The following is an 18,024-nucleotide window of genomic DNA, read 5'->3' as shown; positions in this document are numbered from 1 at the left end:
TCGGTACTTAAATTCGAGGTCAACGTTGACACTCTCTATCGTACCAAGGGAGCTTCTTTTTTGCATTCTTCATAATCAACGATTTTTCCTCATATTTAGTTCCTTACAGGAATGCTCCTATAAATAATATCAATATCAGTCTAGCAGATATATTGAAAGGGTTAAAGTATAAATATTTGGATTTTGATTGATTTAGCTATAAACTAACTTTTTTTCGAAAGCATGAATAAGTTAAGCATAGTAAATAATAATCAGTCAAAGGTTAATCAGTCCATGTAATATACGCTGATTATAAAATTTGTTCTAACTGATTCTTCACTTTATTTAAGTTGTAGGTAGTCCTCGATGAAGACAGCCACACCGTCCGCTTGATTTGTTCTTGTTTCATATTTTGCGACTTCTTTTAATGGCGTAATCGCATTGCCCATGGCGACACCGACTCCAGCATATTCTATCATTTCTAGATCGTTATCTTCATCACCAAATGCCATGACGTGTTCAGAATCAATCTGAAAATAAGTTGCCAGTCGGTCTAATGCCACACCTTTGTTCATTCCTTTTCGAACAATTTCAATCATATTCCATGGTGCACCCCAGTTACGATGCTCGATGACAGCTGCATGGTCCCGTGTAAGATTCTGCCGGAGTTGCTCAACTTGCTCCTCTTCGGGATAGATGATTAATGAAGTTGGATCATCATTTAATTGATTTTTAAGGCTTCCTACTCGAATCGGATTTTCCTCACGATCAATATGGAAAATATCTAACAGCTCTTTGTCATATTGGTCAATATAAATATCACCAATCACTTCTGCCATCAGATTACGTACGTTTAGATCATAACAGGTTTGAATGATTGCTTTAGCTGTTCGAATCGGAAGGGGACTATGTAGTACTTCCCACTTCGAGTCTGATGGATGGTGTAAATAAGCACCGTTAAAGTTGATCATGGGCGTATTTAGATTTAATTCTTCATAATAATCAAGACTTGCTCGATGTGGGCGTCCTGTAGCAATGACAACGATATGTCCAGCTTCTCTCGCTTTTTGAAGGACTTGTTTCGACTTGTTAGTAATTGTTTTTTCATCAGTCAATAAAGTACCATCAAGGTCTAAGGCTATTAAGTGTTTTTTGTTCTTCATTTTCAAATCCCCCTATCTATCTAATATACTAGTGTAATGAAGTTTAATTAACTTGTAAATGATTAAGTTTCTTCCACTAAATAGTAATTACAGCTTTTGCATTATTAAATAAATATCGTTATGCTAATCTTATGACTTGAATTAAAAAAGATAGGGTGATGAATATGATTCAAATCGAACGTGTTAACTGGGATGGCATTCCCGTTCTTATCTGTACAAAGAAAACTCTTTATGATTCAGCCCTGCCAATTGTGATTTATTTACACGGTATTACAGGGGCGAAAGAGGATAACCTCTCAATTGGTTATTTACTCGCTGAAAGAGGTTTTCGGGTGATTCTACCGGATGCTTATATGCATGGAGAGCGTGATAATCAGAATACTACTGATCTTGAACTTCACTTTTTCGAGATTGTGGAAAATAATTTAACTGATTTGAAAGTGATTTACGATCAATTAGTTAATTTAAAGTTAATTAAAAATCAATCGATCACACTTGCTGGGACAAGTATGGGGGGCATATCGACAGCAGCTGCTTTAACGTGTCATCCATGGATTTCAAGAGCTGCTATCATGATGGGGACAGCAAAATTACATGCCTTTTCTGAAGCAATGATTAAGAAAAAAGAAATGAGGGGGATTGAACTCCCAATATCTAAACAAGAACAAGAAGTATTACTTGATCGTCTAAAACAATATGATTTGTCACTAAATACAAATAAATTAGAGAATCGGCCTTTATTTATCTGGCATGGTGATGAGGATCGGGTCGTGCCTTACGATCATGCGAAAACCTTCTATGATCAATTAATAGAACGACCTTCCACCAAGGATGTGACCTTTCTTAAAGAAAAAGGGATTGGACATAAGGTAACGCGGCAGGCAAGGCTAGCGCTGGTAGATTGGATTGCTCAATCAACTAAATAATCTCAATCTATCAGTTTATGTGCTCTAGACTAGCTGACTGTATGATTACCACTCAATCTTCCAAGGTAAATGATCGGATTATAAGATGATCAACAGTCAGTAAAAGCTCAATTCATTTAACTAACATCTAGTAGAATAAGGGAAAGCTTCGTTGAATGAAGCTTTCCTTTATTTTTTAAACACTTTTGTTTATAATGATGGTATAATTAAGCCACGATTGGAAAAGGGAGTGAATCTAATGGATGAAGCATTACAAGAAAATTTACTCGGTGCTTTGGAAAATGTCATTGATCCAGAGCTCGGGATTGATATTGTAAATCTAGGCCTTGTATATGGCGTTGAATTAAATGATGAAGGAACCGCGATAGTTACAATGACATTGACAGCTATGGGTTGCCCATTAGCTGGTCATATTGAAGCAGATGTCAAGGGGGCGTTAGCGGATTTACCAGAAGTGAAAAATACGGAAGTGAATATCGTTTGGTCACCACCATGGTCTAAAGATCGAATGTCACGTTATGCCAAAATTGCCCTAGGTATTCCTGATTAATTAATCATTTAGGTTAAAATAATTCCGGATGGAACTAAGATTACTTTTAAGATAAAAAGATAACTTAGCTTCATCCGGATTTTTTTGTCTAGTTTATTGTACAAAGAACAGCTGGACAGTTTTCGCAGTTGATTTCTTTTTTTAAGTAATCAAGTTGAAGAATCGTTATCCGTCCATGTTCCATTTGAATGATGCCTTTTTGTTTTAAAGCATTTAGCATCCGATTAACGGATTCTCTTGATGTTGCACAAAAATTAGCGATCTCCTGGTTCGTCAATTGGATATCAATTAAGATTCCATTGCTAACCTCCTTGCCGTAACTATTGGATAGGCGAATTAAAGTGGAATAAAGCGCCCCTTTTTTTCCATAGAGAAGTAGATCGCGAAACTTAGTTTGATCTTTCCGATGTTGAAGGTTAGCAAATTTCAAAAAATCAATGATAGCATCTGGCTGGTCATTCATTTTTTCAAGTAATCTCTTTTGATTAAAGACCGCCACTTCTCCTGATTCTGTTATTTTACCATCAACAAGATAATGGATGGGCAAATCACCAATTGTAAATTCACCAATTAAATCATTTGGACCGCAAAATCTTAAGGTTAATTCACGCCCTTCAGAGGATGTTTTGCCAACAGAAACTTTTCCAGAGACAATCACATACAAATCATTAACAGCCTCGCCCTGTCTGAAAAGGAAGGTGTTTTTTTGGATGGGCATAAAATAATCAGGTTCAGTTAGATAGTCGATTAATCCGCTCGGTAAATGATTAATTTTAGTTAACTTTCGCATATCATACACTCCTAATCAGCTTGTCTTTTAAAAAAATAGACACGGATTAAAGAATAAGAATAGCGATAGACCCAGCAATAAAACAGTAGATGGAGAAGTAAACCAAATTTCCCCGCGCCATAATATTCATAAACCAACGAAGTGAAAAGTATGTTGCAACTCCAGCGGTTATGAAGGAAATTAAATAAATCGGCCATTGTGAGATAAATTGATCAGTAAGTAAGCTATCAATGGATAGAATAAATGATCCTAAGCTAACCGGAATAAATAGTAAAAAGGAAAACTTCAAGGCTGTTTCTTGTTTCATTCCAAGTAACATAGCCGCTACTAATGTTGCACCTGAACGGCTTATTCCGGGAATAAGGGCGACAGCTTGGGCAAGCCCCACAATAATGGCATCTTTCATAGTTAGTTCACCATCTGTTTTTCGACCACGTAAATTACGAATAATCCAGAGCGCAATCCCTGTAACAATTAATGAAATCCCAACCATCTTTGCTGTACTAAAGGTTTCACCAATTGCATCTTCAAAAAGAACACCTAATACACCTGCAGGAATCGTTGCAATGATTAAATAAATAATAAAGTTAAACTCTTGTTTCCCTGACTGATCTTTTTTAAAAAGATATTGGCACCCTTTTGTAGCTAGGTGAATGATATCATCCCAATAAATCATGACGATGGCAATTAATGAAGCAAAGTGTAGTAAAATTTCAAACGATAAATCGGTTCCTTTTAAACCAAATATGTCTTGGATCATCACTAAATGACCGCTTGATGAGATAGGGATTGGCTCAGTAAAACCTTGAACAAACCCTAAGAAAATATACTGAATAATTAAAATGAGTCGATCTAAAAGTGTCATTTTTATCCTCCGTTAATTCAAATAATTAATCACGTCATAAATATTTAGGCATAGGCTAATGATGAGAAAGGGAGGGATCTCTATGCAAGACCATATTTATGATTTATGTAAGCAACATATGAATAAGCATGTTTTACTTCAGACAACAAGTGGTGAACAAATTAATGGTATAATTATGAATTTTGATGATGAAAATGTATACTTGGCTGTACCAGCAAGATCAAATGATTTACAAGTAGAGAATAGACAATATAACCCATATGGTGGTGGCCCAATGTATCCACCAAGTCCGCACCCACAGTACGGAGGTGGCCCGCCATATCCACCAGGTCCAGGTCCACGTCCACCATATGGTCCGGGTACATCTTATCCCCCTTATGGACCAGGGCCATATTATCCGGGATATCCAAGTCCCACCCCACCCTATGGACCAGGTGGACATCCGGGTTCATATAGCCAACTAGTTATACCATTAGCTGCATTAGCTGCATTAACTGTTTTGCCTTTGCTCTGATTATAAACCCCTTGCTTAATTTAGCAAGGTTTTTTTTAGCTTTCCTTTAATTACTATAAGACTCTATTTGAGAATAGGAAATTATGGTCGGTAAGGGTTGGACGGTTAATCTAAGAAGACCATTGCTGGGACAGATAACTACAAATGTCTTGGTGAGACGAGCAAGTGTGGTCCCTGTCCTAATCCCAGTCAAATAGGGAGAAGTCAAGGAGGACCCACTAAGTAATCGTCTAATGTTAAAGGTTAGAACAAAAATATTAGTGAGAGATATATCACTAAATAAGCTTGTTAACTATTTACTTTCTCTAATGTACCCTTCACCAACAAAAAACGCGATTAAACTAAAAATTCCAGCCATAAAAAGTACAGGCATTAGCTCAAACTCATATCCACCCATACTTGGTAGGATATAACCTAATAAAAAACTAACCCCAATCGACCAGAAAACTGTTATGATAAAGCGCATGACTTCACCTCGATATATTAAATAATAACTATTCTTTTATTTTATCAAATTTAAGGGGAAAATGAAATAAAATGATTCAAAAAGATTGCTCGTTGTGAGCAAAATAAATCATAGTCATGTGGTAAGATCTGGATGATCCATGTCCTAAAGGTCCAAACCCCACTGATTAAAGTTTCACTTTATAAAAAAAGCTTGATTGTCTTATCATTATGCCTTATATTAGTACCAAGTGCTAAAATGAATGAAAATTGAAGTATGAGTGAGGAGTATTAAATATGGCAACTGGAATTATTGGTGTTGGGCATTATTTGCCTGAAGATATTTTAACAAATAAAGATTTAGAAAAAATGGTTGATACGACAGATGAATGGATTAGAACGCGGACTGGGATTGAGACGCGTCATATTGCAAAAAATGAAGAATCAACATTTGATTTGGCCTATCAGGCGGCAATAAATGCATTAGCACATGCTAATATAGAAGCTGAACAGCTCGATATGATTCTCGTTGCAACGGTGACTGCTGATCAATCATTTCCGTCACTTGCCTGCCAACTACAGGCAAAGCTAGGGGCAAGTCAAGCAAGTGCAATGGATATTAGTGCCGCTTGTTCTGGTTTTATATACGGTGTGATAACAGCGAAACAATTTATTGACGGGGGTGTATATAAAAATATTCTCGTTATTGGTGCGGATAAACTGTCAAAGATAACCGATTGGACTGATCGTAATACATGTGTTCTTTTTGGTGATGGTGCAGGGGCAGCAATTGTTAGTGAGGTAAGTGAAGATAAAGGTATTTTATCATTTGAACTTGGTGCTGATGGAAGTGGTGGAAATGCCCTCCATCAAGAAGATAATAAGATTCGAATGAATGGACGCGAAGTGTTTAAGTTTGCTGTTCGGAAAATGCCTGAATCTGCAGAGAAAGTAGTTGAGAAAGCAGGTTTTACTAAATCAGATGTTGATTATTTAATTCCTCATCAAGCAAATGTTCGAATTATGGAAGCTGCCCGTGAACGATTAGGATTACCAAAAAAGAAAATGGCCTATTCGGTAAATAAATATGGTAATACTTCAGCGGCCTCTATTCCAATTTCCTTATCGGAGGATGTCCACGAAGGGAAGATAAAAGATGGTGATTTAATTGTCCTTGTTGGATTTGGTGGTGGCTTAACTTGGGGTGCTATGACATTACGTTGGGGTAAATAACTTGAATAGCTAGCTAAATTTGATCGAGGAGGATAAATGAATGGTACGAAATAGGGTAGTTGTAACAGGAATGGGTGCAATTACATCATTAGGTGAAAAAGATCAGTTATGGGAAAATTTAATTGCGGGGAAATCAGGGATTGATTTAATCACCAAAGTAAATAAAGATGATTTTCCTGCCAAAGTAGCAAGTGAAATTAAAGATTGGGATCCACAAGCTTATATAGGTAAGAAAGATATAAAAAGAATGGACTTGTTTACGCAATATGCTGTTGGTGCAGCTAAAATGGCTGTAGAAGATGCCGGTTTACAAATAAACGATCAAAATGCTGAAAAAGTAGGTGTTTGGGTTGGATCGGGCATTGGTGGGCTAGAAACATACGAAGAACAATTTCGAAATTTTTTAGATAAAGGTTATCGTCGTGTTAGTCCATTTTTTGTCCCAATGCTAATACCTGATATGGCAGCTGGACAGATCTCAATTCATTTAGGTGCTAAAGGAATCAACTCCTGTACTGTGACGGCATGCGCAACGGGGACAAATTCAATTGGTGATGCCTTTAAAGTGATTGAACGTGGGGATGCAGAGGTTATGATTACTGGTGGAGCGGAGGCACCTTTAACAAATATGGCATTTGCAGGTTTCTCAACAGCAAGAGCCTTAACTTTTAATGAAGATCCGCAAACAGCAAGTCGTCCTTTTGACAAAAATAGAGATGGATTTGTGATGGGAGAGGGTGCAGGGATTCTAATCTTAGAATCACTTGATTCAGCATTAGCAAGAGACGCACATATATATGCTGAAATTGTAGGTTACGGTGCAACAGCTGATGCCTATCATATTACAGCTCCCGCACCTGAAGGGGAAGGAGCCCAACGAGCAATGTTACAAGCTATTGAAGATGCTGGTTTAAGACCGGATCAAGTTGATTATATAAATGCTCACGGGACAAGTACTCCATTTAATGATAAGTTTGAAACAGCCGCTATCAAAGCTGTATTTAAAGAACATGCAAATCAAGTATTAATTTCATCAACGAAGTCAATGACTGGACATTTATTAGGTGCTGCAGGTGGAGTTGAGGCAATTGCTTCGATAATGGCTATTGAAACAGGCATTGTTCCACCGACAATCAATTATCAAACACCAGATCCAGATTGTGACTTAGACTATGTTCCAAATAAAGCACGTAAGAAAATAGTTGATGTGGCATTATCAAATTCACTTGGATTTGGTGGCCACAATGCATGCTTAGTGTTTAAAAAATATCAATAATAGAAAAAGACCTTTCACACTTGTTGGGAAGGTCTTTTTCTATGGGGATAGACATAGAGTATTTGTGAAGGGACAAGCCGTTAGGGGGAGTTTGATGTTATTTTTAATCGGATTTGGTTTTACTGTAACAGGCGGTGTCATGCTGATTTTATATATGAACCTTGTTCCTGCTGGCTTAGGTTGGACAAGCTATTGGAAATTTGTTTTAACACAAACGGAATGTCAACTGTTCTTTGTCGGAATTTTATTAATGATACCTGGTTATTACCGCTTATTAAAAAGAATCAAATGAATAAAATTTGACCAAATGGTGATACTGTTTTATAGCTGTAAAAAGTTTGGAAAACAATCGTTTTTTGAGAAAGAAAAACGAATCCTTCTGAATAAACAGGATTAACAGCTTGATTCAAAGGGAATGTCCCATAATAAGCCATGACAAGTGAGGGTAGTTCAATGATCGTCATAAATGATGTTTGGGTAAATTGGTTTGAAGGTGAGGAAAAGGGCTATAATGTTTGTCCGTTTTTTGAATGGCGTAAGCAAGATAAAATCCAATTAATTGATAAGATCCCAATTCTTTATGTTGAAAAAAGGATGTATCAATATATTGAAAACGACCTCGATGATTTACCTGGAAAACTACTAAATATGATCCAAAATCGTACCATTATCAAAGGTGAAGTTATAAAATATGCAGCAATTGTAACGGATGGTGAAGGTATTCTTGCCTTTGATACGATGGGTTATCACTTGCCATTGAAAAAAAGTCGTTTAATACCACGACACGAACGTCGCATTTTGCAAGTGATACGTAATCAGCCCCAAGTAAGTTTTCCGTTAAAAAGAAAAGTGCCAGTTAAAACAGATCATCCATTTTCTCTAGGAGCTGAAGCAATGGTCGGTTTAATTCGTAGGGAAAGAGAATTAAAATGGTTGACAATGCTTGTACTTGATCAATTAAAGGAAGGGAAGAATTGTGATGAAATTCATTATTGGTTAACGGAATGGGAACCCGACCAATACCATGAGATTCGTCAATTATCTTTTCAAGAAGCTTGGCAAAGATTATATCGGCATATATACAAAGGATGGTCAAAAAAACACGAGGATTTTTGTCAGGAAATTGTGAAGGGTCATTTATTGTTTGAACAACTATGGGAAAGAGCAAATATGACAAATGATGATGTTGTTATGAGAAGAATTAAATAACTAGCCTGTGACGATTATTCACTGGCTAGTTATTTTAATTTAAGACGTTTGTCGGCTTCACTCGTTCATAAGGTGGTTAATAAATAGAACCTCTTACAGATTAATTAACTGTAAGTCTCCACTCCAACAATATAGAGTAACCAATGGGTAATGAGCGGGCTTGAAGCCTTTGACTATATGAAGCACTAATTTATTTTTTTACCCGTCCAAGTCCAATTGCCTTTTTAGCTTTGGCAAGGGTTCTGTTAGCAACTAGATTTGCCTTCTCTGCACCATGATCAAGAATGTCATCTAATGCTTGTGAGTTAATCATGTCATGGTAGCGTTCTTGAATTGGTGTTAAGACTTCAATAACAGCATTAGCAACATCTTGTTTAAATGGTCCATAGCCAACCCCCTGATAGTTCAATTCTACTTGGTTCAATGTTTGATTTGTACAACTAGCTAAAATTGTCATTAGGTTACTGATGCCTGGTTTTTCTTCAGGATCAAATCGAATAATACCTTCTGAATCAGTAACGGCACTTTTTATTTTCTTTTCGATTCGTTTTGGTTCGTCTAGCATATAAACAGTTGCCTTTTGATTGTCATCCGACTTACTCATCTTTCTCGTAGGATCCTGTAATGACATGATTCGTGCCCCTACATCTGGTACTTTAATATTTGGAATGGTAAAGATATCATTGTATTTACGGTTAAATCGTTCCGCTAAATCTCTTGTCAATTCAAGATGTTGCTTTTGGTCATTGCCGACAGGGACAAGATTTGCATTATATAGTAAAATATCAGCGGCCATTAATGGTGGATATGTTAATAGTGCAGATGATACTGCTTCTTTACCATTGGATTTATCCTTAAATTGAGTCATTCGTTCAAGTTCACCGATATAGCATTGGGTTTGCATAATCCAACCTAGTTGAGTGTGGGCAGGTACTTCAGATTGAATAAAAAGCGTGGCCTCTTCATGATTGATCCCACTTGCTAAATATAGTGCAGCCAATGAGCGGATATTCTCTCTCAATTTTAATCGATCTTGTGGGACAGTGATTGCATGTTCATCGACAATGCAAAAATAACAGTTATAAGCAGATTGTAAATTAACAAATTGCTTCATAGCCCCTAAGTAATTTCCCAATGTTAATGATCCACTAGGCTGAATGCCAGAAAAAATTGTTTCCATTTTTATTCATCCTTCTTTTTTATATATTATTTTTAAAAATAAAAAAACCCATTGTCCGATTAATGTTGAGGGACGATAGAACCGCGGTGCCACCCTACTTTATCTCGGAAATGAGATCACTTTAAGATCAGATATCGTTTGATCAAAACGGTATGTTAAAACATACATGCTCAAAAGTCCCAATTTCATCATATCTTGGTGTCTGTTTTCAGCAACCAGACTCTCTTATAAACCAGGGGATATGAATTCTTTACTTTATCATCGCATTGATATAATATTCACATTATAAACAAACCTACATTGAATAGCAAGTGCTTTACTAGCAATTGCTCCATAAGAAATCTGGGTTTGACAAGCAGATATGCGTGTGGCAGTTGGTGAACAGAGAAAAATACTCAGGGCGGATGACTTTGAAATTGTGGAAATCATGATACAATAGATTAGAATGAATATAAGATTGAAAGGATTTTTTAATATGAAAATTGTTCTAACTGATCGAGCTTTAAAATGGTTTAAAGAGGATTATGGGGTAAAGGAAGACGAGTATGTTAAATTTTATCCGCAAATTTATGGAACAAGCCCGGTACAAGACAATTTTGCCCTAGCCTTTAATAAGGTTGATCAACCAATTGATAAGGGTGTCATTGTTGAGATAGAAAACATCCGCTTTCTTGTTGAACACGATGATTTATGGTTTTTTGATGGACATGATTTAAAAGTAGATTATTTAGATGATGAAGATGAGGTAATTTTTGATTATCAGAAATAATCACTTTGTCACAAATTAACTGAATGTATTTCCGCCCAGTTCAATTATCCGAATGACCCCACCGAATGATAGGGAGAGGGTCGACATTTAGTAAAATACTGATCTTTTTTATTTAAAACTAAGTGAGGGATCAAGGAACGCCAACAGAGGTTTATAGTGAATAATCAGGGTTATTGGTTAATAAATTACCATATCACAAGAAATTTGGTTGTGTCGCTTAGGGAATCTGAATTAAATTATTTCTTATGATGCAAAAATGGGCACTTACTACTATAAAATTGCGATCGTACAATTAAATGATTTGTAATAAAGCTACTCAATAAACCCCGATAAGGTCAATGCTTATCGGGGTTTTAACTATCTTTTTTTATAGTACTTTTTGTCGTAATACGAGCCACCTTATATCATTCTTGATCTTTTTCTTATATAATAAACAATGTGTGCAAGACTAAAGGAAGATAGAAGCATTGGGATTTATCTCCCTTGTTTCCCTGTGTCGAATAAGCACAGAATTTTTGTTTTAGATGGGAAATGCTCATCATCTACACCGTGCAGGTGAAAACCACGTGTATTGACGTTTCACTTAACTAATTACTGGAGGTATAGGTTATGAAAAAGCATCATGGTAGAAGTTGGTTAGTTATCGGATTATTGTTGATCAGCTTTTTGTTTAACCAACCAATCATCAAGGCTGAGGAAGTCAATCAAGAATTGCTAGTTTCAAGAAATCACGCAACAAATGATACAAATATTGAAGTATTTGAAGAAAACCAGAGGTTAGCGCGATTTACATATGATTCTGGATATCATTTTGAGTATCCAGATGCGGTGAGAGGTATTTATTTAACCGGTCATTCAGCTGGGGGAGAACGTTTTCAAACATTGTTAGATTTTGTTAATTCAACAGAATTGAATACTATGGTTATTGATATAAAAGATGATTTCGGTCATTTAACATACCGGCCAGATAAAGAATCCCCGTTTTATGAAATTTCCGAGCCCTATATAGATGATCCAGTTAAAATGATGGATGAGTTAGAGAAAAATGGGATATACCCGATTGCAAGAATTGTTGTTTTTAAGGATAGTGTTCTTGCTGAAAATCGCCATGATCTTTCCTTTTTAGAAGATGGTAAAGTTTGGGTGAATAATCGGGGTGAAGCTTTTGTTAATCCATATATGAAAGAAGTTTGGGAATATAATTTAGATATTGCTAAACAGGCTATTGAATTAGGTTTTCAAGATATTCAATTTGACTATGTACGGTTTCCAGAAGGCTTCGAAAATATGGATGAGAAACTGGAATATTCACAAGGTGATTACGCAAATGCTGATATAACTGGTGTGAAGAAACGTGTAGAAGCTGTGACGGATTTTGTGTCTTATGCTCACGAAAAGTTACAAAGCTATAATGTTGATTTGTCTGTTGATATATTTGGATATGCTGTAACTGTTGAGGAAACACCTGGCATTGGCCAAAATTTCTCAAGAATATCTGAAAATGTAGATGTCATTTCTTCAATGATTTATCCAAGTCACTGGACACCACACTTCGGTATTGATTATCCCGATCAAGAGCCATATCGATTAGTGAATGAATATAGTAAATTAGAAAATGAAATTTTGGCTCAATTGGATAATCCACCAAGATCACGCCCTTGGATTCAAGATTTTGAAGCCCCTTGGTTATATAGTGGCAAAACATTTAGTTATGGTGTAGCAGAGGTTGAAGCTCAGATCCGTGCGTTAAATGAAAATGGTATTGATGAATTCTTAATATGGAATGCGGGTAATGTCTATACAGAAGGCGTAGACTATACACCGCTAGATTAAAATAAAAAAGTCCCTATGATACTGCCGTTATCTAAGAGTTGGCTTGCTTTAGCTAACTCTTGGATAAGGTATGATTTGCTCAAAAAAGGGAGCTTTTTTATTTTTTCTTTATAAAAATACTTAAATTTTAGCTTATTGACCAAAATAAGAGAGTATACCTGATTTCACAAAAAAATGACCATTCGTTATAATAAGAAAGCTTCATTAAAATAAGAAAGGGTGGAAATCTTGAATTGGTTCGATAAACTAAATGAGTATTTTCCAGTAGAGGAAATGAAGTCAAAGGAACATATGGAATTATTATTGACCGAAAAAGGTGATGTTTATTATAAAGATGAGGGACCGGAACATGTCTTAATGTATGCTGAATTTAAAATGTTTATTTTTATTGATTATTTATATGTTGCACCTAGTTCTAGAGGGAAGGGCTTGGGACATCAAATAATTGAAAAGCTAAAGAGGAAAGGCAAATCAATTATTTTAGAAGTTGAGCCCGTAGATTATCAAGATAGTGATACAGCCAAGAGGCTTAACTTTTATCACAGAGAAGGGTTTAAGCATGCCAGATCAATTGGCTATAATCGGCGTTCACTAGCTACAAAAGAAAACAGTTCTTTGGAAATTTTATACTGGTCACCAACCGATGCAAAAGAAGACGAAATTTATAGTCAAATGTGTCAGATGTATGAAGATATTCATACTTACAAAGACGAACAGTTGTATGGTGAATCATATCAAGCAACGGAAGATGTTCTTTCATTTGACCAAAACAGAGAGATAGAAGATATTTTTCATTGTTTAAAAGATGAATAATTAAAGGAGAGTTATTTTTCCACAGAATAACCAACTGTAGGACCTTTCCTTCAATCTTACAGAAGAAACCATTGAGGTAAAAAGGGATCAACAGTCGGGAATAGCCCAACGAAAATCAAAAGATTTATAAGACAGCCTGATACTGATAGTCAAATCGTATCAGGCTATTTAGTTATGTTCTTTGTAAACGACTGGCTATGTCGGGGGGCCTTAGATCCTCTAGCATGGGACCAAAAAAAGCCCCACTTCATAGTAAGATAAGGTTGGTTTCCCGACCACCAAATCTCACGAAAGAAGGAGGCATGTCCTATGCGGGACAAGAATAGTTTAGCACATATGTAATGGAGATGTAAGTATCATATTGTTTTTACACCAAAATTTATCTATGGAAAATAAAAAAAGAAGCATTGGAGAAATAATAAGAGAAGGCTGTGAAAGAAAAGAAGTTAAAATACACAAAGCTAACGCGTATAAAGATCATATTCATATGCTAGTCAACATTTCACGAAAATTAAACATATCTTAATTTATGGGATATTTAAAAGGAAAAAGGAGTTTGATGATTTTCGATCGACACGCGAATTTAAAGTATAGATATGGTAATCGCAAATTCTGGTGTCGGGGTTACTTTGTAGAAACAGTGGACCGAAGTAAAAATAAAATTCAAGAATATATAAGAAATCAGCTTAAAGATGATTAAATGAGTGATCAATTAATATTATTTGAAAAATTTGATCTGTTTATTGGGAGAAAAAATAAGGGATTCTTTTAGAAACAGTGAGTAAGTGTGATGCAAAAGGGAAACACATTCAGTGGGCCTTTTAGGCCGGGGTCGATAACATATTCTTTCAGCTGCAGAGCAAATCACGAGTTCACACTGGTGGTTTTGATTACCTTATTGATCGTTTTTTACATTCTAACATTATCGTTTTGGTCCCCAATCAACTGCGCCAAGTACACCACTTCCACTACCTTGTACTACCAATCTATATTTTGTTCCTGCTTTTAGACCAGAGTAGTATTTCATGTGATAACCACTCCGAAAGTCTGCCTCTTATTGTAAGATACTCCCTAACTACCAGTACTAGCAGAAAAAGTATCAACACCAATTTCATAAGTAGTAGACCTGTTGTTAGTTGAATAAACTTGTAAACCAGGATTTCTCGTAGTGAAGATTATTGGAACAACCCAGCATCTATTCACGAAAAATATAGCATCAAAAAGAAATCTCTCATTACCCATCAATGGCTAGAAAGAACTATTCAATATTTCGCCATCGTTTTCTGTTGAATCTAAATCATCAGGAGGAAATTCAACTTTCCAAAGCTAGTACCTATAGAAACTGGGCGACATCCCGAGTGAGGATTCACTTTGCTGCACTGATAATCAGATCATCTTTTTCAATTAAGTGTGATTGAATGTTTACTAACTGAGAATAATATTTTAATTTTTAACTTATAATTATGTTTGTAAATAAATGAAAAGGGGTATATACAATAAAGAAAGTGAATCTTGCTGATTAAGTGACTGTAAACCCGTCACTTTAATCATGTAGATGGAACTGTCGAATGATAAGTGAAGGTTCAATTGTCAGTAAAGGACTGATTACTTCACCAAACGCTCAGTGGGGGAAGCTTCACTTTTTAGAAGTAAATGTGTAAATTGTTTGTAAATATGTATAAGGGTCTATCGAAAAGGTACAATATATAGTATACTTATTATTAGTTATTAAATTGTATTGATTTTAATTTGATAAAATAAAAATCTGTTAAAAATTATAATTTATATATTTATTAGGAGTGAAATCAAATGGTTACACTTTATACCTCACCAAGCTGTACATCTTGTCGGAAAGCAAAAGCATGGTTACATGAACATGATATTCCTTATCAAGAAAGAAATATTTTCTCCGATACGTTGTCTATTGATGAGATCAAGGAAATATTACGTATGACAGAGGATGGGACAGACGAGATTATATCAACACGTTCTAAGGCGTTTCAAAATTTAGAGGTGGATATTGATCAAATGTCACTAAAGAACTTAATCGATACGATTCAGGAGAATCCTGGTATTTTACGTCGACCGATAATCCTTGATGAGAAGAGATTACAAGTGGGTTATAATGAAGATGAAATCAGACGATTCTTGCCAAGAAAAGTGAGAAATCTTCAATTACTAGAAGCACAAAAGATGGTAAACTGATTTTTATAATGAAATCGTAAAACGCAACCTTTTGAAGTTAGGTTGTGTTTTTTCGTGATTTAAATTAGTTAAAACGGATGACAATTTGGATGTGATGCGTTAAAATAGGAAGTTGATATAGATTTACTTTAAAAGTTCTTAATGCTTAGCACATCCCTAATTAGGGTAGAGTATCATATAGATAAAGTAGATGGCTGTGAACCTTTTCGAAGGGGGAGATACTGGATGGAAATAGAAAGGATTAATGAAAATACAGTTAAGTTTTATATTTCTTACGCGGACATTGAAGATCGTGGATTTAATCGCGAAGAAATTTGGTATAATCGCGAGCGTAGTGAACAACTTTTTTGGCAAGTGATGGATGAAGCTGGCGATGAAGAAACCTTTGACATGGAAGGACCACTGTGGATTCAAGTTCAGGCGATGGAAAAGGGTTTGGAAATTACAGTGACAAAAGCTCAGCTTTCAAAAGATGGTCAAAATTTAGAATTGCCAATTGATTCGTCGAATTTAGAAAAGCAACTTAATGAAAAGTTAGAAGATATGTTGGATATTCAAATGAATAAAAGTAGCAACATAGAAGAAAGTCAAGCAGCAGAAGAAGAAGCCTATGCTCGTTTAATTCATCATACGATTGCCTTTGATGATTTCGAGAATATCATTCAATTAAGTCACCGAATCGAAAGCGATCAAGGAATTGAAAATGAGCTATATTATTATGAAGACCAATATATTTTGATTGTTAAATTTGATGATGATTTATTAGATGATTATGTTCAAGATAATTTGCTTAGTATCATTTATGAATTTGGTAGAAGTAAAAAGGTTGCCATCCCAGTTATTTTAGAATACGGCAAAGTTATTTTTTCAAAAAATGCTTTAAGCCAAATTAAAAATTATTTTAAATGAATTAGACACACTTTGGTAAGATTTGTACGAAGTCTTATCAAGTGTGTTTTTTTGTCTTTTTTAATGGTATTTTTGAAGGAAAATCGCTTGCTGATCACGAATATTGTTATATTAAGAAAAAGGAAGGTGAACTATGCTCCAAGCTGTTACAAAAAACGGTGACTTTGTAACCCTCCCATTATTACCCCATGAAGAAATCATCCAGTTGAAAAATAGTAAAAGTCAATTTTTCTGCCCCGTCTGTCAAAGTCAACTTTTAATCAAAGTTGGTAAGAAAGTGATCGCACATTTTGCTCATTGCTATCAGCAAGAATGCCCAAATCAGGAAAGAGGAGAAGGAGTTTATCATGAACGTGGGAAATTAGATTTATTTTACTGGCTTCTAAAACAAGGCTATCCTGTAAAATTAGAACATTATTTGCATACCATAAAACAAAGAGCAGATCTATTTATTCATTTAAATAATAAAAAGATTGCGATTGAATATCAATGTGCAAAAATTCCAATCGATCAAATATTAAAGCGGACGAATGGCTACCAAGCCGTTGGAATAACCCCGATTTGGATTCTAGGTGGTAATCGAATGAATCGTATAGGACAGCAAGTTTTATCCCTTCTTCCAGCAGAACAGAATTTTCTCCAGCAGTTTCTTAATGATCGATGGCCAAAGTTGTTTTATTATTGTCCAGATGTAAAACAATTAGCGCGTTATGATTTAATTTGTTTATCAGGACGAAAACGTACGATTGGACAACTTCGATTTATGCCACTTGAAGAAACCTCCTTTAAGCATTTATTTCAGCCAAATCATGTAGAAGTATTTACCGATCAATGGTTGTTTGAAAAAAGGCGTTTTAGATTATATTTACCGAAACGCACTTATTCCCACGAATCCCAGTTTAGGGAATGGCTTTATTTGAATCAATTAACTCCTTCATTGTTATCAAGTTGGGTTGGTTTACCAGTAGTAGGTCAATGGCTGATGAAAGTTTCTCTTTGGATATGGCAGGCACGATTATGTTATGATTTTTTTAATAAGCAGTCTCATTTTACCCTTGATCAATTGCAAGTATTTATACAACCTTATCGAAAAAAGATTAATTCACAATATCCACTGCTACAGAGGAAGGAGGATCCAGTCATAAATTATTTAAACTATTTTATTCTTGGTGGAAAAATTATTAGATCAAGAGATGGATATTTTGTAAATGGGCGGATTAGTCAATATCAAACGATCGAACAAGCATTTCGAAATGATCAGCAAATTCAGAATAGATTAAAAAATAGAATGCATTATACACATGAAAAAGACTAAAATGAGGTATAATAAAATAAATCTTCAATTATTTATCGCTGATTAACTGAT

General features: G+C 35.3%; 18 protein-coding genes, 1 pseudogene and 1 other annotated feature. Of the genes and pseudogenes, 14 read left to right on the top strand and 5 right to left on the bottom strand.

The features are described 5' to 3' along the window. Positions 1-320: 320 nt before the first annotated feature. Positions 321-1,142 (bottom strand): Cof-type HAD-IIB family hydrolase, encoded by an 822-nt coding sequence (locus KQI76_RS08625; RefSeq protein ID WP_216399922.1) that lies wholly within the window; start codon positions 1,140-1,142, stop codon positions 321-323. Between the two features lie 164 nt (positions 1,143-1,306). Between KQI76_RS08625 and KQI76_RS08620 the strand changes: the two genes are divergently transcribed. Together KQI76_RS08620 and KQI76_RS08615 are read left to right on the top strand one after the other, a co-directional pair. Next, complete coding sequence (locus KQI76_RS08620; protein WP_216399921.1) at positions 1,307-2,068, top strand: alpha/beta fold hydrolase; 762 nt, start codon at positions 1,307-1,309, stop codon at positions 2,066-2,068. A 238-nt stretch (positions 2,069-2,306) separates the two neighbouring features. Next, a complete protein-coding gene (locus tag KQI76_RS08615; RefSeq protein WP_216399920.1) occupies positions 2,307-2,618 on the top strand; it encodes a metal-sulfur cluster assembly factor in 312 nt (103 codons plus the stop codon). Between the two features lie 88 nt (positions 2,619-2,706). Here KQI76_RS08615 and KQI76_RS08610 read toward each other — a convergent pair whose 3' ends face one another. Further along, positions 2,707-3,408, bottom strand: a complete 702-nt coding sequence (locus KQI76_RS08610) for a Crp/Fnr family transcriptional regulator (protein WP_216399919.1) — start codon at positions 3,406-3,408, stop codon at positions 2,707-2,709. A 46-nt stretch (positions 3,409-3,454) separates the two neighbouring features. After that, entirely contained in the window at positions 3,455-4,273 is an 819-nt protein-coding gene (locus tag KQI76_RS08605) for an undecaprenyl-diphosphate phosphatase (protein ID WP_216399918.1), read from the bottom strand. An 82-nt stretch (positions 4,274-4,355) separates the two neighbouring features. Here KQI76_RS08605 and KQI76_RS08600 point away from each other — a divergent pair, with 82 nt between their 5' ends. Further along, positions 4,356-4,787, top strand: a complete 432-nt coding sequence (locus KQI76_RS08600; RefSeq protein WP_216399917.1) for a hypothetical protein — start codon at positions 4,356-4,358, stop codon at positions 4,785-4,787. A gap of 292 nt (positions 4,788-5,079) precedes the next feature. Here the strand turns inward: KQI76_RS08600 and KQI76_RS08595 are convergent, their stop codons facing one another. After that, positions 5,080-5,253, bottom strand: coding sequence for a DUF2929 family protein (locus tag KQI76_RS08595; RefSeq protein WP_216399916.1), 174 nt, complete (start codon positions 5,251-5,253; stop codon positions 5,080-5,082). Between the two features lie 275 nt (positions 5,254-5,528). Between KQI76_RS08595 and KQI76_RS08590 the strand changes: the two genes are divergently transcribed. The 4 genes from KQI76_RS08590 to KQI76_RS08575 all read left to right on the top strand — a co-directional run bounded on the left by KQI76_RS08590 (position 5,529) and on the right by KQI76_RS08575 (position 8,949). After that, entirely contained in the window at positions 5,529-6,464 is a 936-nt protein-coding gene (locus KQI76_RS08590; protein ID WP_216399915.1) for a beta-ketoacyl-ACP synthase III, read from the top strand. Positions 6,465-6,504: 40 nt separating this feature from the next. Beyond that, positions 6,505-7,740, top strand: coding sequence for a beta-ketoacyl-ACP synthase II (gene fabF / locus KQI76_RS08585; RefSeq protein ID WP_216399914.1), 1,236 nt, complete (start codon positions 6,505-6,507; stop codon positions 7,738-7,740). Between the two features lie 94 nt (positions 7,741-7,834). Further along, positions 7,835-8,032, top strand: a complete 198-nt coding sequence (locus tag KQI76_RS08580) for a YuzI family membrane protein (RefSeq protein ID WP_216399913.1) — start codon at positions 7,835-7,837, stop codon at positions 8,030-8,032. A 161-nt stretch (positions 8,033-8,193) separates the two neighbouring features. Continuing rightward, positions 8,194-8,949: a DUF3603 family protein gene (locus KQI76_RS08575; protein WP_216399912.1), complete on the top strand. Its 756-nt coding sequence runs from the start codon at positions 8,194-8,196 to the stop codon at positions 8,947-8,949. Positions 8,950-9,139: 190 nt separating this feature from the next. Here the strand turns inward: KQI76_RS08575 and trpS are convergent, their stop codons facing one another. Then, a complete protein-coding gene (gene trpS, locus KQI76_RS08570) occupies positions 9,140-10,129 on the bottom strand; it encodes a tryptophan--tRNA ligase (RefSeq protein ID WP_216399911.1) in 990 nt (329 codons plus the stop codon). A gap of 65 nt (positions 10,130-10,194) precedes the next feature. Next, positions 10,195-10,400: a binding site (T-box leader), on the bottom strand. Positions 10,401-10,604: 204 nt separating this feature from the next. Between trpS and KQI76_RS08565 the strand changes: the two genes are divergently transcribed. The 7 genes and pseudogenes from KQI76_RS08565 (at position 10,605) to KQI76_RS08535 (ending at position 17,973) form a co-directional block, all read left to right on the top strand. Beyond that, positions 10,605-10,898 carry a HesB/YadR/YfhF family protein gene (locus KQI76_RS08565; protein ID WP_216399910.1) on the top strand — a complete coding sequence of 98 codons (294 nt, stop codon included), beginning with the start codon at positions 10,605-10,607 and terminating at the stop codon, positions 10,896-10,898. Positions 10,899-11,507: 609 nt separating this feature from the next. After that, positions 11,508-12,731, top strand: a complete 1,224-nt coding sequence (locus KQI76_RS08560; RefSeq protein ID WP_216399909.1) for a putative glycoside hydrolase — start codon at positions 11,508-11,510, stop codon at positions 12,729-12,731. 228 nt (positions 12,732-12,959) lie between these two features. Continuing rightward, positions 12,960-13,544: a GNAT family N-acetyltransferase gene (locus KQI76_RS08555; RefSeq protein ID WP_216399908.1), complete on the top strand. Its 585-nt coding sequence runs from the start codon at positions 12,960-12,962 to the stop codon at positions 13,542-13,544. A 360-nt stretch (positions 13,545-13,904) separates the two neighbouring features. After that, a pseudogene (gene tnpA, locus KQI76_RS08550) lies at positions 13,905-14,316 on the top strand (IS200/IS605 family transposase). Between the two features lie 1,037 nt (positions 14,317-15,353). Further along, complete coding sequence (spxA, locus tag KQI76_RS08545) at positions 15,354-15,749, top strand: transcriptional regulator SpxA (RefSeq protein ID WP_216399907.1); 396 nt, start codon at positions 15,354-15,356, stop codon at positions 15,747-15,749. A 225-nt stretch (positions 15,750-15,974) separates the two neighbouring features. Continuing rightward, positions 15,975-16,658, top strand: coding sequence for an adaptor protein MecA (mecA, locus tag KQI76_RS08540; protein WP_216399906.1), 684 nt, complete (start codon positions 15,975-15,977; stop codon positions 16,656-16,658). Positions 16,659-16,791: 133 nt separating this feature from the next. Beyond that, a complete protein-coding gene (locus KQI76_RS08535) occupies positions 16,792-17,973 on the top strand; it encodes a competence protein CoiA (RefSeq protein ID WP_216399905.1) in 1,182 nt (393 codons plus the stop codon). Positions 17,974-18,024: the final 51 nt, after the last annotated feature.

The sequence above is a fragment of the Amphibacillus sp. MSJ-3 genome, assembly GCF_018919165.1.
Classification (GTDB): Bacteria; Bacillota; Bacilli; order Bacillales; family Amphibacillaceae; genus Amphibacillus.
Note: the sequence above shows the minus strand (reverse complement) of the source record. Positions and strands in the feature narration are given on the sequence as shown.